Consider the following 23346-nt stretch of genomic DNA (forward strand, 5'->3'; position numbering starts at 1 on the left):
ATTGCGGGAAGGTCTCTTTTCCCTGGCGACCAGTCAACCGATGGGTTTATCGCCAGGCTTCCCAATTGACCATGCCGCGGAGCGGTCCGGCGAACGAGGGCCGCACGGCACCCGATCGCCACCGGTCCTCGATGCTGGGCGCCAATGCGGCGGTGGTGGTCAGCGGGTCGGCGTCGAGGTAGACGACGGTGATGTACTGGAACTCCGTGCGCCACCCTCGCGGTAGGTGGCTCCAGCCGGTGCTCGACCCGAAGGTCCACGCGCCGGCCGTGCCCGGCGTGGCGAGCAGCGCCGGATGGTGCTCGGCGTGCAGCCATTGCAGCCAGTCGTCCGGGCGGCGCCCGTCGACGGGTTCTTCGACGATGAGGACGACGCCGCGGTGCGGCCGAAACGGCACCACCTCCGCGGAGATGAGCGCATGCGGTGCAGATTGCCACTGCAGCAGGCGAAGCCCGGCGACTTGCAGCGACGGCCGGACGACGGGGAACCGGCCGTTTTCGCGCAACGCGCGGCCGAGCGTGACGAAGTCGTCAAAGGTCTGCTCGACGGGGTCACCGACCAGGTAGTGCACCGCGTTGGCGATCTCGGCCAAGGGGCCGTTTCCGGCCAGGCGGTGCTGCGGGTAGTCGCCGTCGGCGATCCAACGCAACCCGTACACGATCCCGGGTAGCTGATACTGCTCCGGCATGTGATCCAGCAGGTGCCAACGCAGGTAGCTGCCGTCGTCGTCGGCCGGCGCGGCGGCGGTGAGGCTGAATACGCCTGCCCGGACGCGTATCACGCGGAGCCGCCGGGATCATGCAGCTCGGCGAGCGCCTGCAATTGGTCCAGGTAATGCTGCAGCGAGGTGTGCCGGAAGACGGCGGGCACGATCGTGGCGCCGTGTGCGGCGGCTTCCCCGATGGCGTCGCGGGTGCGCTGCGGCTCGTTGATCGGGTCCAGCGGTGCCGGTGGGGGCAGGACGATCTCGAATCCCGGACGAAGCTCGATGCGGCCCAACCAGTCTCGCGCCTGTGGCAGTCCCACGCTGAAGGGCGCCCAGCCGTCGGCCAGCGTCGCGGCGCGGCGCAGCGATCGCAACGTGCGGCCGCCCACCCAGATCGGGACATGCTGCTGCACCGCGCACGGGTCCACGACCATGCCGTCGAAGGCGTAGAACTCGCCACGGTAGGTGGGTTCCGGGACCGACAGCGACGCGCGCAGCGCCTTGAGGGCGTCGTCACCGCGCGGCCCGCGGTCGTCAAAGGGCGCGCCGAGAAGGTCGAACTCTTCTTTGAGGCTGCCCACTCCGACGCCGAGGATGAGCCTGCCGTCGCTGACTTTGTCCAAAGTGCCGTAACGCTTGGCGATCTCGAGCGGATGGTGGTACCCGAGCACCAGGACGTTGGTGGCCAACCGGATTCGCCGGGTGCACGCGGCCAGGTAGCCGAATGTGGCCAGCGGATCCCAGTAGCGGGCGCCGCGGCGGCCCATCTCGGCCGCGGGCAGCGCGATGTGCTCGCTGCAGGTCAGGTGGTGGTAGCCGAGCCGATCCGCCGTCTCGGCGATGCGGGCCAGCTCCTCGATGGAGGCGTGTTTCTCCCAGTCACCGCTGGCCTTGGGAAACATGGTCACCACGGGCGTGGCCACCGAGAGTTGTGGGCTCATCCCTGCATGTACCCTCCGGCATCGACCGGGATCGATTGGCCGGTGATGGTGCGGCTTTCGTCGCTGGCCAGGAACAACGCCAGGTTGGCGACATCCTCGGTGGTGGAGATATCCTGCAGCGCAACTCCTTTGAGCGCCTTCGCGCGCTGGGCGGCGACGTCCACCCCCTGCTCGTCGGCGGTGCGTTGCACCCACCGACGCCATAGCTCGGTGTCGATGGCCCCGGGGACGATGCAATTGCACCGGATGCCGTGTGGCCCAACCTCCAGCGCCACCGCCTTGGTGAAGGCCCGCAGCGACGCCTTGGCGGTGACGTAGTGGCTCTTGCGGACGACGCCGGAATAGCCTGCCGTGGAGGAGAAGTTGAGGATCACGCCGCGACGGCGCGCCAGCATCGACTGGTTGAGTACTTCCCGGGTGCACAGCATCGCCGCGGTGACGTCGATGGCGATCGTGGCGTTCCAGTTGTCCAGGGTCTGCTCCCAGATCCACCGGTCCTCTCCGGGCGCGGCGGCGTTGTTGCACAGGATGTCGACATGGCCGAATTCGTCGACGGCCCGCGCCACCATGGCCGCGACGGCACGCTCGTCGGTGACGTCGGCGCGCATCGCGATGGCTCCGGGCCCGGCCGCGCGGGCGGCCTCGCGCACGAGCTCTTCGCGCCGCGCGGCCAACAGCACCCGGGCGCCCTCCCGCACGAACACCGAACCGAGCACGGGTCCCAGGCCGGTGCTCGCCCCGGTGATGATCGCGACCTTCCCGTCGAGCCGGCCCCTCATGGAGCAGTCATCGTGCGGGCACCCGTGTTTCGAGCCACGCGTGGATACGTTCGGCGACGGCGAGCCACCCTGGGTCGAGCATCATGTCGTGGCTCATCTTAGGGAAGATTTCGGCCTCGGTGTGGTAGGCGGCCGCCGTTTCCCGCACTTCCCGCGGTGTGAAGCAGACGTCGTCCTGGGCCCCGAGCACGAGCAGTGGGGTGGTGACCAGCCGCGGCCTGGGCAGGTCGTGCCACAGCATGTCGATCGCGATCTTCAGGGCGTACTCCTCGCAGAGTTTTTCGGTATAGCGCGCCACGTCGGCTTCGGAATGCGACCGGGAGAAGAAGGTTTCGCGGGCCAATTCCGGTGTGGCGCCGACACCCCGCAGCGACTTGGTCATCGCCAGGCCGCTGGCTGTGTACCACGGGTGTCGCTTCAATCGGCGGGCCAAGAATCCCAGGATGCCGCTCGGGGGCGCGGAGGCGAGCAGCACGGCGGCGGCCGCGTCGTGCGATTCCAGATACTTCTGCACCACGAAGCCGCCCAGCGAGTGGCCGACCACCACCGGCCGTTCGGGCAGGCCGTCGGCGACGGCGGCAACGTCGGCAACGAAGTCGGCGATCGAGCAGAGCCGCATCGATTTGGGCGCCGGGCTCTTTCCGTGACCGCGCAGGCTGACGGCCAGCGCTCGGTGGCCCTTGTCCGCGAAGAACTCCAGGAAATGCTCGTCCCAACACCAGGCGCCATGCCAGGCGCCGTGCACGAACAGCACCGGCGGCTTGTGGGATTCGCCGCCCGGCCTTCTCTCGATCACTTCGAGCATGAGCGTGACTCCTCGTCGGGCCGCGCCCCCCGGTTTGGCTGCAGTGCCGCTGAGACTAGCCGCTGACGTGGCCATGGCGGACCGGAATCGGCGAAGCCACGAGGTCTGGTGGCGTTTACTGGTGCGGTGGGTGTAGATGGCGAAAGACGCATGCTGGTGCTGTCGGCCTTTCCGGCGGAAGCCGACGCGGTGCTGTCGCACACCACGCTCGATCCCGATCCGGTGGCGATCGTCGACCGCAGGCATTTCTACCTCGGCTCGATCGCGGGCCAAAAAGTGATCGTGGCGATGACCGGCATCGGCCTGGTGAACGCCGCCGACACGACCGAGGCCGCCTTGACCCGATTCGCGATTGGCGCGGTGGTGTTTTCGGGCGTCGCCGGCGGGGCGGCGCGGACCAAAATCGCGGATGTGGCCATACCGGCGCGCTGGACACTGGACAACGGCAACACGTTTCGACCCGTCGACCCCACCATGCTGGCGACGGCCGAAACGCTCTGCGTCGCACTGGAAAGCGTCGCCCGCCGGATCGATCTGCGGCGCCGGCCGCAAGTCGTGGTCGGCGGCGACGGATACAGCTGGGACAACAACAACGGCGTGGCGTTCCCCTGCATCCCGAACGGCGGGGACGTTTTTGGCTGCCAACCGCGCAGCGCGCCCGACCGGTCATACCGATACACCGGCAACTTCCGCCCGGCGGCGGGACGGTGGGTGCGAAGCGCCCTGATCAGCAACCTCAACATCGTGTCGGCGGCGGACCCGGCCTTCGACGCGACCGACATGGAGACCGCGGCCGCCCAAACGGTGGCCGACGAGCACGGTGTCCCGTTCCTCGGCATCCGCGGCATCACGGATGGGCCGGGTGACCCGCTTCACCTGCCGGGCTTTCCGTTTCAGTTCTTCTGCTACAAGCGGATCGCGGCCGACAACGCCGCCCGGGTGACCGCCGCCTTCCTGCAAAGTTGGGGCGGCGCCTGACCCTCAGGCGGGGCCGACCGCCACCGCGCGCCCCGGATCCGAACACCACTCGGACCACGACCCGGGAAACAGCGCCGCGTTCAAGCCCACCGCCGCCAGCGCCGCGACCGTGACGCTGGCCGTCACGCCCGAACCGCAGTAGGCGCCCAACGCACCGTCACGGATTCCGCGCTCAGCGAGCAGCTGGGTGAGTGCATCACCGGCGATAAACGTGCCGTCGGCGGCGAGGAGGGCCGTGCTCGGCAGGTTCAAGGCGCCGGGGATGTGCCCGGCCGCGGGGTCCAGCGGTTCGACCTCACCGCGGAAGCGTTCGGGCGCCCGCGCGTCGAGCAACGTCACGACACCGGCGCCCGCTTGCTCGGCGGTCAGGGACGGTCGGTTCCCGGCGCGCAGATCGTCATGCGGCACAGTCACATTCCCGGGTTGCGGTGTGACGGGCCCGGTTTCGAGGCTCCGACCCGACGCTCGCCAGGCGGCCAGGCCGCCGTCCAGGATGCGGACGTCCGGCAGGCCGGCCGCGGTCAACACCCACCACGCGCGCGCCGAACCGGCGCGATTCCAGTCGTCGTAGACCACCACCGGCGAGTCCTGCCGGACACCCCAGCGGCGCGCCGCTGCCTGCAAATTGCTGCCCGACGGCAGCGGGTGGCGGCCGCGACCGGCGACCGAGTGGTCGCTGAGCTCGTCCTCGAGGGACGCATACACCGCGCCGGGTAGGTGTCCCTCCAGATAGGCGGGCCGTCCGTCGGGCTCGTCGAGCCGCCAGCGCACGTCGACGATGGCCACCGGGGCGCCGGACTCGATGAGGCCGGCCAACTCGGTGGCCGTGATCAAAACCTGGTCCCGCGGTTCCACCGATTCAGCCTAGCGGCCTCGCTCAGCAAAGCGGTGGCGTAGCGTCCTGCTCAGTAGGACCGCAGATGGAGCAATGTCATGGCGCGCATCAGTTACCAAGTCACCGGGTGCCTTGCGCTCGCGTCGGCGCTGCTGACGGCCACGCCCGCGCAGGCGATCCCGAACACTCACTGCGCCCTGACGACACCCGTGCAGGAGGTGCAGCATGTGTCCCAGCTGCCCCCGGAACTGCTCAAGCTCCTACCGCCCATCGCCGACGTCGGGGCGCCCTTCAACGCGACGGACTCGGTCAGCGATCCGACCTTGCCGTTCCGCCGGCTGATCCGCGCCGGCAGTCACGGTGCGGACTGGTTCGTCTGGTACGAGCACGGCGGCGTCGGATACTCCTGGCAGGCGGTGGTCGCGCGCGTGGTGCCGGGCGGGGATCCGCAGGTATTGGCCGACGCCGGAACGATTTCCGACACTCTGTGCAGGCTCACCGACGGCGCCTTCACCGGCGCGGTTCCGCCTTACCCGCCCGGATCGTGGGCGGCCTCCGACTTCTAAGAATCCGACCGACCGTTGGTCTAGCATACCGACCACCGGTCGGTTATTCTCGGTGCAAGCCAGGGAGGTGGCGCAATGAGTGCATCCGAGCAATCGCAGACCCGGACCCGCATGTTCGCCCGCGTGTTGGGCCCCTACATGTCGATCGTGCCGACCACGATCGCAATCCGCGGTTCATACATGCAGGAACTATTCACCGAGTTCAAGGCAAATCCCATGTGGCCGTGGCTGTATGGAGCCATCCTGTTGATGGGCGGCATTTTCATCATTGCCTTTCACCAATATTGGCGCGGTCTGGCGGCGATCGTCGTGTCGGCCGTGGGCTGGTTCTTCTTCATCCGTGGTCTGCTGTTGCTGACGCTGCCGCGGGCCTACGACGCGGCCGGCAACGCCATCTACAGTTCCGGCGCGACTGCGGCGCTATGGGTGTTGTTCATCTTCCTCGCCTCCGTCGGGCTATACCTGACGTACGTCGGCTGGAAGCCCGAGAGTGCCTCGGGTAGTTAAGCATCCCGACGTCCGTCGCGCGGATCTGCTCGATCGGGCGGCGGTGCTGTTTCTGCGTGACGGATATGACAACGTCAGCCTAAACGATCTGATCGCCGACGCGGGCGTCTCCAAAGGTGCCTTCTACCATTGGTTTCCATCGAAGGACGCGTTGATCGCGGCCTTGGCCGAGCGCAGCGCGCGGGCCGCGTTCGCCGGGGTCGAGGATGCGGTCGCCGGAAGTGGTGGTGACGCGCTGGATCGGCTGAACGCCCTGCTGCGGGCCGGGTTTGACGTCAAGATGCAGATGAATGTGTCGGAGCAGCTGGCCGCGATGGCGTCATTGCTGCGACCGGACAACGCCCACCTCTACGCACGGATAACAGCGGTCGACGAAGCGCTGGTCCTGCCCCTTCTGACGCGCCTGATCGAAGAGGGGGTCGCCGAGGGTGTCTTCGACACCTTCGATCCCGAGGGCGTCGCCGACATGATCTACGGCCTTGCCGCGCGCACGAATTCCACCATCGTCGCGGTGTTGCAGGCGCCCGACGAATCCGCCCGGGAGCGTGCGATCGACAGCATGACAAAACGATTCAGACTGCACGGCCTGGCCATCGACCGCATCCTCGGGCTGCCCGACGGAAGCGTCACCACGCTCGCGCGAACACAGGTCGAAGCGCTGGTTGCCGCGCTGCCGAGAACCTATTAGCTACGCGGTGTGTTCGGCGTCGCCGGGGTCGTCGAGCGTCGGCGCCCCCAACGACGCCAGCATGCCCGTCGCCGCCCGATGCCAGGTGAAGTCCTCGGCGCGGCGTCGAGCCGAGACGCGGCGGTGGTGCTCCGGGCGGCTGGTGACCGCGCTGACCGCCCGCGCGATTGCGGCCGGGTGGTTGTCCGCCGAGGCGCCGCTGTCCGCGGTGATGATCTCGGTCAGCGCCGAGGTGCGCGAGACGACGGCCGGCGTCCCGCAGGCCAGCGACTCCAGCGCGGCCAGCCCGAACGTCTCGTGCGGCCCGGGAGCCAGCGTCACGTCGGCGGACGCCAGCAGCCCGGCCACCGTATGCCGATCGGAGACGAAACCGGTGAAGTCCACCGGCAGCCGCGCGGCCTGGCGTTCCAGCCTGGCCCGCAACGGACCCTCACCCACGACGACGAGTCGGGCATCGACCCCGGCGTGGCGCAACTCGCCGACGGCGTCGATGCTGCGGTCGACGCGCTTTTCCACCGACAGCCGACCGCAATGAACCAGCAGCAGCTGCGTCGGCGCGGCCCAGCGGCGCCGCAGCAGGTACGAATGCCGGCGCGGATGAAAGGTCTGCAGGTCCACGCCCAACGGGACCGTCACGGTGTTCGTCGCGCCGATCCGGTCGAATTCCTCACGCGCGAAACCGGTGGTGCACACCACGGTGTCGTAATCGGCGGCGGTGCGCGCGTTGGCCAGATCGGCGAACTTCACCGCCGCGCGATGCGGAAGTATCTGTCCCACAAGGCGATCCAGCCGCTCGTGGGAGATCATCACTGTCGTGGCACCGTGGTCTCGGCCCCATCGGCCCAGTGACCGCAGCGTGAGCCGGTCGGACACCTCCAACGCGTCGGGCCGCAGCGCCTCCAGGAGAGCCTTGACCGGCCCGGGCATCACGGCGCGGTAGCCGCCGGTGAGCGGAATCAGGCGAGCGGGCAAAGTGATTCGGACCACACCGGTGCGCAGCTGGCTGCGTTCGGCGCGCTGGCCGGGAACGATCAGGAACACCTCGTGGCCACCGGCGCAATATTCGGCGCCCAGCCGATCGACCGCCGTGCGAAGGCCGCCCGAGCGAGGGCCATAGAAGTTGGCGACCTGTACAACACGCATAACGTGAGGACACGCGGTGCGCGTGTGCACTCAACAATGTGGACTTGACGCTGGCCTGAACAGTCCATGAATTCCGGCGTAGCGGCTACTGTGAGCCCCCTTTGGGGCCTTCGGCTTTGTTTATCCGCTCGGCGATGTCGGTGCCGGACAGCCGGGCGCCGAGGAAGTCACCGGAGGTGGGCAGGCTCAGATGCAGTTGCGACGCCCCGCTGACCGCGACGTCCCCATGCTCGAGCGTGAAATCGAGGATGTGCCCGCCGCCGGTGCGGTCACCGTTGAGGAAGTGCAGGTGATAGCCGGCGACCGAGATCCCCTGCTCGAAGTCGGGGGTGCGAAACCCGACCACCGTGCCCGGCACGTCCGTGAACACCTTCTCGGCCTGCTCCTCGGTGGCTTGGGTCAGCGGCGGGTAGGGCGGCTGCTGCGCCATCACCGTGCGGGTGTGCAGCTCGGCGAACTGCCCGGTGATCCGGACGGCGTAGATCAGGTTGGCGCTGGCGATCCGGCGGTCGATGGCGGCGATCACCTCCGTGCGCCCGGTGCGGGTCCGGATCGGGATCTCGAAATCGGTGTGAAACCGGGTGATCGCCGCGAACGGGCTGCGATCGGTCGGCGCGGCCCGGCCGGCGGTTCCGTCGGCGCGCAATCGGTAGCAGACGCCGTCGAGGATGACCATTTCGCCGTCGAGATGATTGAAGGTGCCCAGCCCGAAGTCGCCGTGGCGCAGGATCTCGGCGACGGTGACGTCGCCGTCGTAGACACCCTCCAGCAGGGCGCCGATCGTCGAGAACTGATAGACCTCGGCGTCGTCGACGCGTTGGTGTGTGAGAAGCGTTGTCGCCCAGTGGCGGAAACGCTCGTAGGCACCCGAATGTGTGTCCATGATCCTTATTCGAAGGGGTCGTCGTGCAGCTGGGCGGCGAGATCGGTGTTGTGGCTGTAGTCGACGGGAACGTCGATCAGGGAGGGGCCGTCCTCGGCGAGCGCCTGGCGCAGGGTCGCGGTGAATTCGTCCAGCGTGGTAACCCGGTGGCCGCGGGCGCCGAAGGCCGCCGCGTAGGAGAAGAGGTCGTAATCACCCAGTTGCACACCGGATTTGCGGCCGTACTTCAAGACTTCCTGGAAGCCGACCATGTCATAGGCGTTGTCCCGGAACACGATGTGGGTGAAGGTGAGCCCGAGATGGGCCGCGGTCGCGAGTTCCTGCGCGGAGAACAGGAATCCGCCGTCGCCGGAGACGGACACGACCGGAGTTCCGGGCCGCACCAGGCAGGCGGCCATGGCCCATGGCAGCGCGACGCCGAGGGTCTGTTGACCGTTGGAGAAGAGCAGACGCCGCGGCTCGTACACGCGAAAATGGCGGGCCAGGTAGATGTAGACGGAGCCGACGTCGCAGGTGACGGTGGCGGTGTCGTCGAGTTCCTCCCGCAGCCGCAGCACGACGGCGACGGGGTTGAGGCCGGGGCCCTCGGGCTCGGTGCGGCCTGCCGTGGTGTCGATGTCGCTCAACGCCTTTCGCTGCGTGGCGATCTCGTGCTGATAGGTGTCTGTCAGGGTCAGGCCGGCCAGCTTGTCGGTCAGCGAGGTGAGCGTCGCCGCGATATTGCCGAGCAGCTCCGTGGTCGGCTGGTAGTGGTTGTCGATGTCGGCGGGGACCGAGTCGATGTGCACGACGGTGCGCGCGGCGTCGTCGTTCCACAGCACCGGGTCGTATTCGACCGAGTCGTATCCGACCGTGACCAGGACGTCGGCGTGGGCCAGGACGACGTCGCCGGGCTGGTTGCGGAACAGGCCCACCCGGCCCAAGAAGTTGTCCTCCAACGCGCGGGAGATCACGCCCGCGGCCTGGAAGGTCTCGACAACCGGCAGCCCGGTCGTGGCGATCAGGGCGCGCAGCGCCAGGCAGGTGTCGGGGTCGGCGCCGCGCATGCCGACCAGCAAAGCGGGTCGGCGCGCGGCGCGGATCAGCTCGCTCGCCTCGGCGATGGACGCGGCGGGGGCGGCGGCCAATTGGGGAATCGGCTGCCGGCCCGGGATGCTCGCCGTCGTCGGAGCGGCCAACACATCGGCCGGGAGAACGACCGCGGCCGCGCCGCGCGGTTCGCCGAGCGCGGCGCGAAACGCGCCGATGGTGGCCTCGGCGGCGTTGTCGGGGTCGTTGACCTCGCCGGTGAACTTGGTGACCGTCCTGAGCATGGCGGCCGCGTCCATGGACTGATGCGTGCGCTTGAGGCGATCCACGCGGCGCACCGCGCCGCACAGCGCCACCACCGGGTCCTGTTCGGTGTTGGCGGTCAACAGCCCCGTGGCCAGGTTGGTGGTGCCGGGGCCGGACGTCACCAGCACCACGCCCGGGATGCCGGTGAGGCGACCGATGGCCCCGGCCATGAAGGCGGCGTTCTGTTCGTGGCGGCACACCACCAGCCGAGGGCCGGAGTCGAGCAGCGCGTCGTAGACGGCGTCGATCTTCGCGCCCGGCACACCGAAGACGAACTGCACGCCCTGGGCCGACAGGACGTCGACGACCCGCTGCGCGCTGCGCACGGCATCACCGCGATTCGTGGGGGCCATCCATCCAGCCAAGCACGGGTCGCGGTGCGTTGCGACCTCTACGCGTGGGTTGACCATCCATGATCGCTCTGGTGTATGGTCCCCAGTTGTGACGATCGAGAGCGTGCGCCCGGCGGAGCTCAGCGAAGACCTGACACGGCGCGCCTTGCGGCTGGTGCTGACCAAGACGACCGACCTGGCCGCGGAAGTGCTGCGGGTGCCGCTGCATTACTACCGCGACGGCAAAGTCACCGACTTCGAGGAGTCGCAGATCCTGCGGCGGACCCCGCTGGCGATCTTGCCCAGCGTGCAGATCCCCGGCCCCAACGACTTCGAAGTCCGCTCGGTGCTGGGCACTTCGTTATTGGTGACCCGCGACCGCGCCGGGGTCAGCCGCGTGTTCCTCAACTATTGCCGCCACCGCGGCGCGATGCCGGCCTGCGGCGCGGGCAACGCCTCTCGTTTCACCTGCCCCTATCACGCGTGGACCTACCAGAACACGGGCGAATTGTTCAGCATCCCAGGCAAATCCGGCTTCACCGGCATGGACACCGGCGATTATGGCCTGGTGGAGTTGCCGAGCCAGGAGGCCTACGGCTTCATCTGGGCGGTGCTCAGCGCCGACGCGTCCATCGACGTCGACGCGCATCTGGGACCGGTGGCTTCACAGCTGGCCGAACTCGACTACGGATCATTCGGGTATCACGCGCATCGCGAATTCACCTCCGAGGTGTCCTGGAAGGGGGCGTTGGAGGCGTTCGCGGAGGGCTACCACTTTCCGTTTGTCCACGGCGAGAGCCTGATTGGGCAAAACGCGCTGCCCAACGTCGCGATCTACGACGAGTACGGCAAGCACCACCGGCTCGGGTTTCCGTTCAACTGGATCGTCAACCTCGATGCCGATCCGAACGGTTCGTGGGACGTGCGGGACAACATGGGACTGATCTATTGGATCTACCCAAACCTGATCCTGGCCAACAGCAACGTCGGTGTGGAGGTCATCGACATTCTGCCGGCCGGGGCCCCGACCCGCTGCACCGTTCGACACAGCTGGCTGGCGCGCATCCCGGCCACGAGCGACGACCAGCGCAGCGGCTACGACATGATCTACGACGCGGTGCACGCGGCGGTGCGCGACGAGGACTTCGCGATGCTGCCGCAGTGCGGCGAGGGCGTGCGCCAGGGCCAACACGACCATATGATCATCGGCCGCAACGAGATCGGCGTGCAACACATGATCAAGGTGTTCGCGCAGGAGATTGGCGTCGCGCTGGGCTGAGTTCTCGTGCGACCATATTGAGCGTGAGGGCACCGTAGATGCGCAGACACGGCTGGGCCGGCGCATTGCCGTCGAGCGACGAGGAAGCCATTGCGCGAATCATCGCCGCGGCGAGCCGCGCGATACAGCAGTCGGGCGCGGACATCAAAATCAGCGATGTCGCGCGCGATCTCGGGGTCACCCGCCAAACCGTGTACCGCTATTTCCCGAGCACCGATGCGTTGCTGGTGGCGACGGCGTTGTCGGAAGCGGGTCCGTCCCTGGACCGGCTGGCGGCCCACCTGGAAGCCATTCACGACCCCGCCGAGGCGGTGGTCGAGGGTATCGCTCACACGTTGGAATTGCTTCCCCAGGACCAATACCTGGGGCTGCTGTTGACCTCCGAGAAGGCGGCGTCTTACTCGGCGAGCGTGACCTCCGATGTCGCGCTCTCGCTGGGGCGCTCGATCATCGACCGCTTCAACGTGGACTGGAACAGCGTCGGCATCACCGAGGACAGGCGCGACGGCCTGGTCGAATTCATGCTTCGGGTTCTGCAATCGTTCATCGTCGATCCCGGACGACCGCCGCGGTCCGGTGACGAGTTGCGCAACTACCTGCGCCAGTGGGTCGCACCCGCGATCACCCATTTTCAGCCCGCCACGGATTCGAGTGTGCGCTCAGCACATTGAGGGTGCGCCCAGGGCGGCGACACGCCGTGCGACGCCGCCATAGGAGCACACTCGATCGGGGGCGGGGGCGTTTCGGCCGTTAGCGCTTGCCCCAGTCCCACGGCGGCGTGGTCAGCAGGCCCTGGCCGGCGACCCGCGTCTCGCCCCACTCCTTGTACAGCTCGATCTCGACGGCTCGGTCGTCCCCGTCGGCGTCGGCCACCGGGACGGTGTCCAGGAATTCGAGCAGCGCGCGGGAATGGGTGACCACCAGGACCTGCGTGCGCGTGGCGGCGGTGCGGATCAGCCCCGCGAGCGGACGCACCAGGTCGGGATGCAGCGAGGTCTCCGGTTCGTTGAGCACCATCAGCGACGGCGCATGCGGGCTGGACAGCGCGGCGGCCCAGAGCAGGAATCGCAGTGTGCCGTCGGATAATTCGGCCGAACGCAGCGGGCGCAGCATGCCGCGCTGCCGCAGCTGCAGGTCGAACAGCCCGTCGTGAACGGCGACCGACACCGTGGCCCCGTCGAACGCGTCGGCGACGGCGCGGCTCAGGTCGTCGAAGCCCGTCTCGATGATCGTCTGGATCGCGGCGGCCAGATCGCTGCCGTCATCGGAGAGCACCGGGGTGCGCGTGCCGACCTGCGGGTGTCGCGCCGGCGCCCCGGCGTCGACGCGGAAGCCGTCGTAGAACCGCCAGCCGCGCAGCCGTTCGCGCACGGCCGCGAGTTCGGGAAGCGCGTGCGGGTGGGCATATTCGGCCAGCACGCTGCGGTACGACGGCAACGAGCGGGACAGCTCGTCGAATCCGCGGCCGGACTCCGCGCTCATCTCGGCGAAGTCGCGGGTGCGGCGTACCAGCGTCGCACTGGCGCGCAGCACCGGTCCGGCGAACAACGCTTCCCGCTTGATCTCGGGATCGCGGCCGAACGCCGACTTGATTCCCGCCATCTGCGGGATGCCGAGGTCCACCAGATAGCCGAAATCGTCTGAGGCGAAGCCTAATTCGAGGGATACGGGCCGGGTGCGGACGGTGCCCTGGGCCTTGCCCGTCCGGCGGGCGCCCTTGAGCTCCTCGGGTCCGGCCCACAGCGCGGACTGCAGCCCGCCCTCGCGGGCGAGCGAGGCGATCACCTCCCCGCGGCCGCAGTCGGCCAGCAGCCGCAGCGCGCGGTACAACGACGACTTGCCTGCGCCGTTGGCGCCGGTGACCACCGACAGCCGCCCCAGCGGCAGGATCACCTCGCGCAGCGAGCGGTAGCCGCGGATCGCCACCGTGTGCAACATGGGGCCGACTGTACGGTCGACGACCGACGGGCTTAAGCCTCGTCCGCCTCGTCGAGCAGTTGCACTTCCTCGAGGTCCATCTCGTTCTGCAGTTCGCGCAGCACGATGTCGTCGATGAGGTTCTGGTTGCGCAGCGCGGTGATCTCGCGCCGCTTCCGTTCGAGCACGCCGAGCCGCACCCGCCGGACCAGCTCCTTCTTCTTGACCAGGCGGTTGTTCGTCGAGCCGCCTTCGGTGGCCAGGGCGAGCGCGGCCCTTTCCTCGTATTCCTTCTGCAGCCGACGACGCAGGTCGTCGCTGATGCCGACCTCGTCGGCGACGGTGGGCAACGCGGTGAGCGCCGCCTGGACGCCCCGGGTTCGCGCCAGCTCCAATTCTTCGACGTACGCGACGTCGTCGGGCATCTTCGCCCAGCGGACCACGGCGGGCAGCGTGGTCCCTTGAACCAGGACGGTGGTCAGGATCACGACGACCACGATGAAGATGAGCAGGCTGCGGTCGGGGAAGGGCGCGCCGCTGAGGGTGGTCGTCGGCACGGCCAGCGCCGCCGCCAGCGACACGGCGCCGCGGAACCCGGCCCAGGCCGTGACGAAGCGCTGCCGCCAGCTGACCCGGCGCTCGCGCTGCGCCTCGCGACGGTCGATCAGTCGGATCAGCGCGACGGTGATCTCGCCCCAGAAGATTCGCGACAGGATCACCACGGCGGTGACCGCGAGCGCGATGAACAGGGCGTGGCGCACCCCGCCGTCCACGCCGACGATGCCGCGCAGCGCGTTCGGTATCTGGACGCCCACGAACACCCACAACGAGCCGTTGAGCAGGAACGTCGCGCTGTCCCAGAAGGCATACGCCTGCAAGCGCGACCGCGCCCGGATCACCACCGGTCCGGCGTAGGCGAGCACCAGGGCGGAGACCATGACGGCGACCACGCCGCTGCAGTCCATGCTCTGCGCCAGCAGGAACGCCGCGAACGGCGTCAGCAGGCTCAGCGCCCCCTCCTCCTGCGGCGCGTCGATCCGCTTGCGCAGCAACGTCACCGCCCCGCCGACCAACAGCCCGGCGGCGATACCGCCCAGATAGGAGCCGACGAATCGGCCCACCAGGTCGATCGGGGTGATCGCCGCACCCCCGATCGCGACGTGGACCGTGACGGCGAACAGGACCAGGGCGGTGCCGTCGTTGATGAGGCTCTCGGCCTTGAGCACGGTCACCGAGCGGCGGGGCAACTTCTTCGCGAGGCCCGCCACCGCGGCGGCGTCGGTGGGGGAGAGCACGGCGCCCAGGACGGCGGCCGCGTGGGAATCCATGCCGAGCGCCCGCGCCGTCCACGACACCGCGACGGCCGTCGCGATCACCAGGCCGACACTGAGGAACACGATGATGCGCGCGTTCGCGCGGATCTCGCGGAAGCTGGTGTTCAGGCCCTCCCAGTACAGGATCGCCGGCAGGAACAGCAACAGCACGATCTCGCCGTTGACGTGCACGTGCGCGAAGCTGGGGATCAGACCCAGCAACGTGCCGAGCACGATGAGCAGCACCGGGGGGCCAACGCGGTAGCGCCGGCCCAGGACCGTCCCGACGATGACGGTGGAGACGAGAGCAACGATCAGGACGAGGCCAAACACCAACCCATCCTGCCGGACATGATCGGATTGCGCGGCTTGGGGTTTGGCCGGCGCCGCGGTCAGCTCGCTGGGTGGGCGGTCTCACCGGTCACACGCGCACCCTGTGGCGGGCATCTGGTGACTCTCGAAAGTGATAGCGCCGGCGATATCAAATTCGAGAAGCACTTACTGGTTGCGGGCTCAGGTGCAGTCGCAGCAGCAGTCGTCGCAGTCGCAGCAGCAATCGCAGCCCTCGCAGCAGCACCAGCAGCCGGTTCCGTCGCCGCGCCGCGACTTGCGCCCGGGGTTCGGCGTTCCCTCCTCGGCGCCGGGCTCGATCGGCTGGTCGCCGAAGTTGATGGGCTCCTGCTGGCCGCGCGGCGTTCCGCTCTTGGCCGTGAAACCGGCCTGGGCGAAGGTGCGCTTGATCGCGCGGCGGACCTCGTTGGTCAACAGCCGATCGACCAGCCGCCCGTCGGTGAACGACACGTCGGCCAGCGCCAGCTCGATGCCCAGCACCGCGTCGTCGCACAGGGCGCGCGCCGCCGCCGCGGGAGTTGCGGTCGCCGCCAACGGGTTCCACTTCCCGCGCGCCACGTCGTCGCGGTAATCCTCGATCGCGTCCAACAGGTGCGCCACCCGGCCGAACAGCCGCCCAACCTCGCGCAACGGCGCCGCGTTGTGCGGGCGGCCGGCCAGCACGGCGGTATGCGCGAACGCCTCGGCGACGGCGGTCTCGGTGGGCTCGGTCACCATCAGCAGCGAGCTGCCCGGACGGGCCTGGGCTTCGAGCGCCGCCTGGCGGTCCATCGCGGCGACCAGCACGCCGGTGTCGAAGCCCAGGGTGTGACCGGTGTCGGTGCCCTGGCGCACCCAGCGCTCGGCGATGCGGCGCGCCGCAGGCCGCAACCCGGCCACGCCGACCATGCCGTCGCGGTCGTCGACGTGGTCACGGACCCGGGCCGCCGCCAGCGCCAGCGACACCACGGCGGCCAGTCGCACGCAGTCGCCGGTGGCCACGTCCGCGCGCCGCATGCCGCGCAGCGGGCACGGCCCGGCGGTGCGGCGGGCCGGCTGCCCCGGGGACTGCGCCTCGACCAGCAATGAGACCACCAGCCCGTCGTAGTTGGTGGCGATGCGGGCGGCCTGGCCGTAATCGTCGCGCAGCGCCAGACACAATCCGCACAATTGGGCTGTCCAGGCGGCCGCCAGCTCGCCGCCGAGCCGGTGACGGCAGGGCCGGATGATGCCAAACATGTCCAGAAGCTACCGGACCCACAGCAAACGCGCGATCGAAACGCCGAGCGTGGGATGGTCTGGTGGGCGGCGGCGCGGCGACGGGGCTCCAGGACATAATGGGCTCGATGACTGTCGGGAAGATCAAGCTCTTGGTGACCGTCGCGATGCTCGTTTCGCCGATGCTGGTGGGCTGCCACTTCGCGTCCAGGAACCCGCCGTCGACCAAGACGCTCGAGGTGCCCATGAACGAGGTGCTCACGCAGAGCGTCGTCACGCAGAGCATCACCCTGACCGTCGGCAACACGCTGGTCGTGAAGCTGGGCTCGAACTACACCACCCCGTACCGGTGGGCGCCGGAGATGAAGATCGGCGACCCGGGCGTCCTCAAGCAGGAGAGCCACCAGTTCGTGCCGCCGAGCTCCGACGCGCTCGGAGCCCCCGGCACCGAGGTGTGGAAATTCACGGCGTTGAAGCCGGGGACCACCACGATCGGCACCGCCTACACCAGCTTCGTCGGCAAGGACACGCAACCGTCGTGCACCTACACGGCCAACGTCACGGTGCAGTAAACGCTCTGGCAAACCAATGCGAGCGCGCCGCGCTCGGGCTACGGTCTTGGACGTGTTCGGCTTTCTTCGCAACTTGTCCGAGATCGGCAAACTGCCCGCACCGCTGCGCGATGAACTCGAAGCCGAGGGGATGATCTTCAGCGCGGGCAAAGTCGGGGTGAACCGGCACTTCGGCGGCCACGTGCCGGGCGTCTATTCGGCCTCGGGAGTGTCCCGCTACACGGGCGCGTTCGCGTTCACCACCGCGCGGATCCTTGCCACGCTTCCCACCCGCGGGGACGCCAACCTGCGGTCGATCGATTGCCCGTGGGACACCAGCAAGGGGCCGGCCAGGGCGACGATCACCGGCAAGGGCATGAAGCTCGAAATCGACTTGCACGGCGTCGATCCCGCCTTCAGCGGGTCGATGAAGCTCAACTACCGCAAGTCGATCCCGGACGAGGTGCTGGAAAAGCTGCCGACCACGACGCTGCGCTTCCCGGTGCAGCCGGTGTTCGTGTACCGGGCGGTCGGCGTGCGCCCCAAGGTATAGCGGCTCAACGGTTTTCGCTACGCCGCGGCGGGCCGCAGCATGCGCCCGCTGACGAGCGCCGACACCCAGCCGGGCATCAACCGCGATCCGGTGGTCATCGCCCGATAGCGCCACCCGGGCACGACGACGGCGCGGCCCCGGTCCAGCGCGCGCAGCCCGGCTGCCACGACCGGTTCGGGCGCCGCGAGCCGGCGATAGATCGCGGTGTGCGAGACGTCCGAGCCCAGCGCGTCGACGAAGCCGGTGCGGGTCGGTCCGGGGCACAGCGCGGTGACCGTGACGCCCGATCCACGGGTCTCCGCCCACAGCGCCTGGCTCAGCGACAAGACGAACGCCTTCGACGCGCCGTACGTGGCCTGATACGGCCCGGGCTGAAAGGCGATGGTGGACGCCACATTCAGGATCCCGCCCCGGCGGCGGGCCAGCATGCCGGGCAGCACCGCGTGGGTCAGCCGCACCAACGCGTCGACGTTGACCGCCACCAGCTCATGCTCGCGCCCGTCGTCGACCTCCGCGAACGGGCCGTACGTGCCGAAGCCCGCGTTGTTGACCAACACGTCGATCTCTCGCCCCGCTAGCCGGGCCACCAGGGCGTCGACGCCGGCCGGGGTGCTGAGGTCGCCGACGACCAGCTCGACGTGCTGCCCGACGCGCTGCGCCACCGCGTTCAGCCGGGCTTCGTCGCGCCCGGCGAGCACCAAAGACATGCCGCGCTGCGCCAGCTGGTCGGCGAAAATTGCGCCCAACCCGGAGCTGGCGCCGGTGATGACTGCCAGGGACATGGCAACCCCTTACTTCGCAACGGTTTTCACGGCGGGGCGGATGCCCAGCGCGTGGCTGACGAGTCCGATGCCGGCGCCCAGGATGGGCCAGATCGGCCAGAAGTACGTGGCGTCCGTGGTCGCGGCGACGGCCGCCCACACGGTGAGCACGACGACGGTCATCAGGAGGTAGCCGGCGAGGTGAATGCGCACGCTGCGGCGCGCCGCCTCGACGCGGGCGGCGCGGCGGCGTGGGTCGGCGCGCCGGATCCGCTCGAGCGGCAGGTCGGCGAGGAGCTCCCGGAGCTCGCCGGTGGTGTGCGTGCCGAACACGGCCTGCACCCGCTGCTCGTACTCGCCCAGATCGAGGTAGCCCTGCGCGAGCGCCTGGCCCAGGCGCGCGGCCGCCCTCTCCCGGTCGTGGTCGCCGGCGCGGGGGGCCATGAGTTGCTGGTTCATTTCGTCCCCTTCCTTCGGATGTGAATGGCCTTAACATAGTCCCTAATGTTAATCTCGTCAACATGGCACGTGAGCGAAAATCGCCGACCGGTTCGAAGCGCAGGGACAGCTACCACCACGGCGACCTGAAACGGGCGCTGACCAGCGCCGCGCTGTCGCTGGTCGCGGAGAAGGGGCCGAAGGGTTTCACGCTGACCGAAGCGGCGCGGCGCGCCGGCGTCAGCGCCGCCGCGCCGTACCGGCACTTCGCGGACAAGGCCGCGCTGTTGGCGACGGTGGCCGAGCAGGGCTTTCGCGACCTGCACGCCGAACTGGCCGCGGCCGCGTCCACCGACGAGCCCAAGGATCGGGTGATCGAGCTCGGCCGTGCCTACGTGCGCTGGGCCGTCGCGCACCCGGACCACTACCGGGTGATGTTCGGCGCCGAGCTGTCGAAGGCCGACCACCCCGACCTCGCCATCGCCGGCGAGCAGGCGTTCGCGGACCTACTCGACGCGATCGCGGCGTGCCAGCATGCGGGTGTCGTCGGCGGTCAGGACCCGCGCGAACTCGCCGCGCCACTGTGGTCGCTGGTGCACGGCGTCGCGTCGCTGGCGATCGGTGGCGAGCTGGTCAGCGTCGGCATCGCGCAGCAGCCGGAGGACGTCATCGCCGGCGTCGTGGCCCAAATGCTCGGCGGCTAGGCCACATTGGCCTGGCGGCGCGTCGCGTACACCTCGGCGAGAAATTGCTCGACGGCGACCGCGGTGTGCGCCGCGCGTGCCGAACCGAAGATGTCGAAAGCGTGCTGGGTGAACGGCAATTCGGCGTACACCACGGGCTGGGTGCTCACCTTGCGCAGTCGTTCGACGAACGCACGCGCCTGCTCGACGGGCACCAGCGAGTCGTTGCGGCCGTGCAGGACGAAGAACGGGGGAGCGTCGGCGGAAACGTGGTTGACCGGTGAAGCGGTGACGAACGGCTGCATGTTGGTCGACGGCCGTTGCTTGACAACGGATTTGACCAACAGCGCCGGCATCATCGGATGCATCGCGTCGTTGAACCGGGTGAAATCGTAGACGCCGTAGAACGGCACGGCCGCCTGGACCCGGGTGTCGGCGTCCTCGAAGCCGGGCTGAAATTCGGCGAAGTTGGGCGTGAGGGCGGCCAGCGACGAGAGGTGGCCGCCGGCCGAACCGCCGGTGATGGCGATGAATTCGGGATCGCCGCCGTACTCGGCGATGTGCGCCTTGACCCACGCCAGGGCGCGTTTGACGTCGACGATGTGGGCGGGCCAGGTGTTGCGCGGGCTGTGCCGGTAGTTGATCGACACACAGATCCAGCCCAACTCCGCGAGGTGGCTCATCAACGGATGAGCTTGTCCGCGTTTGTTTCCCGTCGTCCAGGCGCCGCCCGGGATCTGGAACAGCACCGGGCCCTTGCCGGTGGGGTCCAGATCGGGACGGCGCCAGATGTCCAGGTAGTTGGCGCTGCCGTATTCGCCGTAGCTGATGTTGGAGTCGTGGGCGTAGTCGCGATAGATGCGCATCATCCGCAGCAGGCCCGGCGTCTTGGCGGTGCCACCGCCGGCCGGCCGGCGCCACAGATCACCCGATTCGGTGAGACGAGACGCGCCAAGGCCCTCGTCCAGCGCCTCGGTCAGCGGAATGTTGGCCTTGTGCCCGGCGCGGCTGAAGTTCAGCAGGCCGAGCGCGGACACGCCCGCCACCGTCCACGCCGCGAATCGCACCGGCCGGGTGAGGCGTCGGGCCGTCAACGCCAAGCCCCCGAGCTGACTGACGAGCGTTTGCAGCGGCAACTCGGTGACGACCACGCCGAACATGAACGAGAAGAGCGAGGCGTATCCGCTGCGCGCCAACGGCCGGTAGGCGTTGAGCGTGGACACCGCGGTCACCGCCGTGACGATCAACGAGCCGATCTGCCGGATGACATGCATGATTCGAGCTGTCCGCATGGGCTCACCTTACGAGGTGGGGTTTTGGGATCGGTAGGCACGCGTACGGTGCCTACTTACCGCACAAGACCGCTGCGTCGAGCGGCGACGGACGGAACGGACCCGGCGATGACCATGACCCTGAAGGCGTCGCTGGCGGCGGCCGCCTGCGCCGTGACCGCCCTCTCGTCCGCCGGGACGGCCAGCGCCCAATCCGCCTGCGCCGACGTCGGCGGAACCGTCGACACGGCGCAGATCTGCCGGGGCCACATCGTGACGACCACCTACACGCTCGACTTGAGCTTTCCCGTCGGCTATCCCGACCAGGCGCCCCTCGCCGACTACGTGACCCACACGCGAGACGAATGGGCCGACGACGCCAAGGCGCATCCGCCCGGCGACCGGCCGCCCTACCTGCTGACCATCACCGGGACCGCCTTCCGGTCCGGTGCGCTTACTTCCGGCACCCAGACCGTGGTGCTGGACATGAACCAGGACCTCGGCGCCCACCCGGTGACGTCGTACAAGGCCTTCACCTACGACCTCGGCAAGCGCGCGCCCATCACCTTCGACACGCTGTTCAAGCCGGGCGCCAACCCGTTGGCCGTGCTAAACCCGATCGTCCGGCGCGAGCTCGGCCCGCTTCCGTTCGGCGACCCCGGGGTGGACGCGTACCAGAACTTCGCGCTCACCGACGACGCCGTGATCTTCTTCTTCAGCCAGGGGCAGGTGCTCGCGCAGGTCGACGGACCCCAACGGCTCTCGGTGCCGCGTACCGAACTCGCGTCGTTGCTCGGGTGAGGCGGCCTAGGTGGCTTCGGCCCGGCTCTCGAGGTTCTTGACCGCGGCGGGGTCGTTCTCGGTCAGCCCCACCTTGGCCGCGCCGCCGGGGGAGCCGAGCTCGGTGAAGAAGTCCGCGTTGATCTGGGTGTACTCGCCGTATTCGGCGGGCACGTCGTCCTCGTAGTAGATCGACTCAACCGGGCACACCGGCTCGCACGCGCCGCAGTCCACACACTCGTCGGGGTGGATGTAGAGCATCCGCGCGCCCTCGTAGATGCAGTCGACGGGACATTCCTCGATGCACGCCTTGTCCTTGATGTCGACGCACGGTTCGGCGATCACATAGGCCACAAGCGTTGTCCTTCCTTGTCTGGCTGGCTAATTTAGCGCGGCCGACGCGCTACCGGCCAGGGTCATCCGTTCCATCGTTCTCGTCCCGACCGGGCGAGAGTAGGCCACGCGGCGTTGTGGAGTCACAAGCTATCGTTGTGTCACACGAATTGATTGTGATGTGATGCCATGCCGCTCAGCCCCCGGATGCCCGAGCTCGCCTCGTTCGAGGTGTTTCTGGCGATCGCCGAAACCGGCAGCCTGGGCCGCGCCGCGCGCGAACTCGGGCTGACGCAGCAGGCCATTTCGCGGCGGCTCGCGTCGATGGAGGCCCAGATCGGGGTCACGCTGGCGGTGCGCACCACCCGCGGTTCGCAGCTGACGCCCGCGGGCCTGATCGTCGCCGACTGGGCGAGACGGTTGCTCGAGGTCGCCACCGAGATCGACGCGGGCATGGGCTCGCTGCGCAAGGAGGGCCGCGAGCGGGTCCGGGTGGCGGCCAGTCAGACGATCTCCGAACAGCTGATGCCGCACTGGCTGCTGTCGCTGCAGACCGAGGCGACGCGGCGCGGCGGCTCCGCGCCCCAGGTGATTCTGACGGCCACCAACAGCGAGCACGCCATCGCCGCGGTCCGCGACGGCAGCGTCGATCTCGGATTCGTCGAAAATCCCGGCACGCCAACGGGTCTGGGTACCTGCGTGGTGGGCCAGGACGAGTTGGTGATCGTGGTGCCGCCGGGCCACAAGTGGACGCGGCGGGCGGTGTCCGCCCGCGAACTCGCGGAGACCCCGCTCGTCGCGCGCGAACCGCATTCGGGCATCCGGGATTCGCTGACGGTGGCCTTGCGTCGGGTGCTGGGCGAGGACATGGAACAGGCTCCACCGGTGCTGGAGCTGACGTCGGCCGCCGCGATGCGCGCGGCCGTGCTCGCCGGGGCGGGACCGGCGGCGATGAGCCGGCTTGCGGTGGCCGACGACCTGGCCGTCGGGCGGCTGAGCGCGGTCACGATCCCGAAGTTGGACCTGCGGCGGAAGTTTCGCGCCATCTGGGTGGGCGGGCGCACGCCACCGGCGGGGGCGGTGCGAGACATGTTGAGCCACATCGTCAGCCGGGTTAGGGCCTAGGGTTTGCCGCCAACGTCGAGTTGTCGTGGGAATTCGCGGCGTATCCCCGCAACAAGTCGACGTTCATGCGGCGGCGTCGGCTGCCAGCGCCTCGTCGTAGCGGTCGAGCACCGTCTCGGCGACCAGGCGGTGCGCGCCCAGGGGCGCGGCCATCGGAATACCGTTGTCCCGCGCGAAGGTTGAGACGCCGTCGGTGAGCAGCCCCGGCGCCAGGAACCAGGGCGCGATCACGAGCCGGCGCGCGCCGCGGCGACGCAGGTGGGCGGCGGCTTGGTGCACCGACGCCTCGGGCCGGG

The 23346-nt window shown here is 68.9% G+C and carries 27 protein-coding genes; 11 read left to right on the forward strand and 16 right to left on the reverse strand.

Going from position 1 to position 23346, the window contains the following annotated elements:
* Positions 1-46: 46 nt before the first annotated feature.
* The 4 genes from A9X05_RS14240 to A9X05_RS14255 are packed head-to-tail and all read right to left on the reverse strand — an operon-like array spanning position 47 to position 3231.
* Positions 47-778, reverse strand: coding sequence for a hypothetical protein (locus A9X05_RS14240; RefSeq protein ID WP_067782187.1), 732 nt, complete (start codon positions 776-778; stop codon positions 47-49).
* Positions 778-1647, reverse strand: a complete 870-nt coding sequence (locus A9X05_RS14245) for an LLM class F420-dependent oxidoreductase (RefSeq protein WP_067751387.1) — start codon at positions 1645-1647, stop codon at positions 778-780. The genes A9X05_RS14240 and A9X05_RS14245 overlap by 1 nt, the downstream gene beginning before the upstream one ends.
* Complete coding sequence (locus A9X05_RS14250) at positions 1644-2426, reverse strand: SDR family NAD(P)-dependent oxidoreductase (RefSeq protein ID WP_067751385.1); 783 nt, start codon at positions 2424-2426, stop codon at positions 1644-1646. Before A9X05_RS14250 ends, A9X05_RS14245 begins: the two co-directional genes overlap by 4 nt.
* 7 nt (positions 2427-2433) lie before the next feature.
* Entirely contained in the window at positions 2434-3231 is a 798-nt protein-coding gene (locus A9X05_RS14255; protein WP_067751382.1) for an alpha/beta hydrolase, read from the reverse strand.
* Positions 3232-3357: 126 nt separating this feature from the next.
* On the opposite strand from A9X05_RS14255, the gene A9X05_RS29750 reads away from it, so the two are divergent.
* Entirely contained in the window at positions 3358-4209 is an 852-nt protein-coding gene (locus A9X05_RS29750; RefSeq protein WP_231978377.1) for a 5'-methylthioadenosine/S-adenosylhomocysteine nucleosidase, read from the forward strand.
* A 3-nt stretch (positions 4210-4212) separates the two neighbouring features.
* Here the strand turns inward: A9X05_RS29750 and A9X05_RS14265 are convergent, their stop codons facing one another.
* Positions 4213-5064, reverse strand: coding sequence for a sulfurtransferase (locus tag A9X05_RS14265; protein WP_067751379.1), 852 nt, complete (start codon positions 5062-5064; stop codon positions 4213-4215).
* Positions 5065-5142: 78 nt separating this feature from the next.
* Here A9X05_RS14265 and A9X05_RS14270 point away from each other — a divergent pair, with 78 nt between their 5' ends.
* The 3 genes from A9X05_RS14270 to A9X05_RS14280 all read left to right on the forward strand — a co-directional run bounded on the left by A9X05_RS14270 (position 5143) and on the right by A9X05_RS14280 (position 6805).
* Positions 5143-5610 (forward strand): hypothetical protein, encoded by a 468-nt coding sequence (locus A9X05_RS14270; RefSeq protein ID WP_231968972.1) that lies wholly within the window; start codon positions 5143-5145, stop codon positions 5608-5610.
* Between the two features lie 75 nt (positions 5611-5685).
* Positions 5686-6117 (forward strand): hypothetical protein, encoded by a 432-nt coding sequence (locus A9X05_RS14275; protein WP_067751378.1) that lies wholly within the window; start codon positions 5686-5688, stop codon positions 6115-6117.
* The gene (locus A9X05_RS14280) at positions 6101-6805 is read left to right on the forward strand and encodes a TetR/AcrR family transcriptional regulator (protein WP_067782127.1); all 705 of its coding nucleotides are present in this window, start codon (positions 6101-6103) and stop codon (positions 6803-6805) included. The genes A9X05_RS14275 and A9X05_RS14280 overlap by 17 nt, the downstream gene beginning before the upstream one ends.
* Here A9X05_RS14280 and A9X05_RS14285 read toward each other — a convergent pair whose 3' ends face one another.
* The 3 genes from A9X05_RS14285 to alsS form a co-directional block, all read right to left on the reverse strand.
* The gene (locus A9X05_RS14285; RefSeq protein WP_067782131.1) at positions 6806-7948 is read right to left on the reverse strand and encodes a glycosyltransferase; all 1143 of its coding nucleotides are present in this window, start codon (positions 7946-7948) and stop codon (positions 6806-6808) included.
* A gap of 85 nt (positions 7949-8033) precedes the next feature.
* Complete coding sequence (gene budA, locus A9X05_RS14290) at positions 8034-8831, reverse strand: acetolactate decarboxylase (RefSeq protein WP_082970969.1); 798 nt, start codon at positions 8829-8831, stop codon at positions 8034-8036.
* 5 nt (positions 8832-8836) lie between these two features.
* Positions 8837-10519 (reverse strand): acetolactate synthase AlsS, encoded by a 1683-nt coding sequence (gene alsS, locus A9X05_RS14295; protein WP_067782134.1) that lies wholly within the window; start codon positions 10517-10519, stop codon positions 8837-8839.
* A gap of 88 nt (positions 10520-10607) precedes the next feature.
* Between alsS and A9X05_RS14300 the strand changes: the two genes are divergently transcribed.
* Complete coding sequence (locus A9X05_RS14300; RefSeq protein ID WP_067782142.1) at positions 10608-11777, forward strand: aromatic ring-hydroxylating dioxygenase subunit alpha; 1170 nt, start codon at positions 10608-10610, stop codon at positions 11775-11777.
* Between the two features lie 38 nt (positions 11778-11815).
* Positions 11816-12448, forward strand: a complete 633-nt coding sequence (locus A9X05_RS14305) for a TetR/AcrR family transcriptional regulator (RefSeq protein ID WP_067782145.1) — start codon at positions 11816-11818, stop codon at positions 12446-12448.
* A gap of 79 nt (positions 12449-12527) precedes the next feature.
* On the opposite strand, the gene A9X05_RS14310 is transcribed toward A9X05_RS14305, so the two are convergent.
* The 3 genes from A9X05_RS14310 to A9X05_RS14320 form a co-directional block, all read right to left on the reverse strand.
* Positions 12528-13715 carry an AAA family ATPase gene (locus tag A9X05_RS14310; RefSeq protein ID WP_067782148.1) on the reverse strand — a complete coding sequence of 396 codons (1188 nt, stop codon included), beginning with the start codon at positions 13713-13715 and terminating at the stop codon, positions 12528-12530.
* A gap of 32 nt (positions 13716-13747) precedes the next feature.
* Positions 13748-15340, reverse strand: coding sequence for a Na+/H+ antiporter (locus A9X05_RS14315; protein ID WP_067782150.1), 1593 nt, complete (start codon positions 15338-15340; stop codon positions 13748-13750).
* A 180-nt stretch (positions 15341-15520) separates the two neighbouring features.
* Complete coding sequence (locus tag A9X05_RS14320) at positions 15521-16576, reverse strand: DUF5685 family protein (RefSeq protein ID WP_067782151.1); 1056 nt, start codon at positions 16574-16576, stop codon at positions 15521-15523.
* A 98-nt stretch (positions 16577-16674) separates the two neighbouring features.
* Between A9X05_RS14320 and A9X05_RS14325 the strand changes: the two genes are divergently transcribed.
* On the forward strand, positions 16675-17127 hold the full coding sequence (locus A9X05_RS14325) for a protease inhibitor I42 family protein (protein ID WP_082950378.1): 453 nt from the start codon (positions 16675-16677) through the stop codon (positions 17125-17127).
* A gap of 52 nt (positions 17128-17179) precedes the next feature.
* Entirely contained in the window at positions 17180-17659 is a 480-nt protein-coding gene (locus A9X05_RS14330) for a hypothetical protein (RefSeq protein ID WP_156670007.1), read from the forward strand.
* Between the two features lie 17 nt (positions 17660-17676).
* On the opposite strand, the gene A9X05_RS14335 is transcribed toward A9X05_RS14330, so the two are convergent.
* Together A9X05_RS14335 and A9X05_RS14340 are read right to left on the reverse strand one after the other, a co-directional pair.
* Positions 17677-18441, reverse strand: a complete 765-nt coding sequence (locus A9X05_RS14335) for an SDR family oxidoreductase (RefSeq protein WP_067782153.1) — start codon at positions 18439-18441, stop codon at positions 17677-17679.
* A 9-nt stretch (positions 18442-18450) separates the two neighbouring features.
* The gene (locus A9X05_RS14340) at positions 18451-18879 is read right to left on the reverse strand and encodes a DUF1707 domain-containing protein (RefSeq protein ID WP_067782155.1); all 429 of its coding nucleotides are present in this window, start codon (positions 18877-18879) and stop codon (positions 18451-18453) included.
* A 62-nt stretch (positions 18880-18941) separates the two neighbouring features.
* On the opposite strand from A9X05_RS14340, the gene A9X05_RS14345 reads away from it, so the two are divergent.
* Entirely contained in the window at positions 18942-19562 is a 621-nt protein-coding gene (locus tag A9X05_RS14345; RefSeq protein WP_067782157.1) for a TetR/AcrR family transcriptional regulator, read from the forward strand.
* On the opposite strand, the gene A9X05_RS14350 is transcribed toward A9X05_RS14345, so the two are convergent.
* Positions 19559-20833 carry an alpha/beta hydrolase gene (locus tag A9X05_RS14350; protein ID WP_067782159.1) on the reverse strand — a complete coding sequence of 425 codons (1275 nt, stop codon included), beginning with the start codon at positions 20831-20833 and terminating at the stop codon, positions 19559-19561. The genes A9X05_RS14345 and A9X05_RS14350 overlap by 4 nt on opposite strands.
* Before the next feature lie 108 nt (positions 20834-20941).
* Here A9X05_RS14350 and A9X05_RS14355 point away from each other — a divergent pair, with 108 nt between their 5' ends.
* On the forward strand, positions 20942-21613 hold the full coding sequence (locus A9X05_RS14355; RefSeq protein ID WP_067782161.1) for an esterase: 672 nt from the start codon (positions 20942-20944) through the stop codon (positions 21611-21613).
* A gap of 6 nt (positions 21614-21619) precedes the next feature.
* Here A9X05_RS14355 and fdxA read toward each other — a convergent pair whose 3' ends face one another.
* The gene (fdxA, locus tag A9X05_RS14360) at positions 21620-21946 is read right to left on the reverse strand and encodes a ferredoxin (protein ID WP_067751337.1); all 327 of its coding nucleotides are present in this window, start codon (positions 21944-21946) and stop codon (positions 21620-21622) included.
* A gap of 168 nt (positions 21947-22114) precedes the next feature.
* Between fdxA and A9X05_RS14365 the strand changes: the two genes are divergently transcribed.
* The gene (locus A9X05_RS14365; RefSeq protein ID WP_067782164.1) at positions 22115-23050 is read left to right on the forward strand and encodes a LysR family transcriptional regulator; all 936 of its coding nucleotides are present in this window, start codon (positions 22115-22117) and stop codon (positions 23048-23050) included.
* 63 nt (positions 23051-23113) lie between these two features.
* Here the strand turns inward: A9X05_RS14365 and A9X05_RS14370 are convergent.
* On the reverse strand, positions 23114-23346 hold a 233-nt coding region (locus tag A9X05_RS14370), incomplete at its 5' end, for a CbiX/SirB N-terminal domain-containing protein (RefSeq protein WP_304442447.1).

Origin of the sequence: Mycobacterium sp. E3298 (genome assembly GCF_001666895.1) — a bacterium.
Taxonomy (GTDB): domain Bacteria; phylum Actinomycetota; class Actinomycetes; order Mycobacteriales; family Mycobacteriaceae; genus Mycobacterium.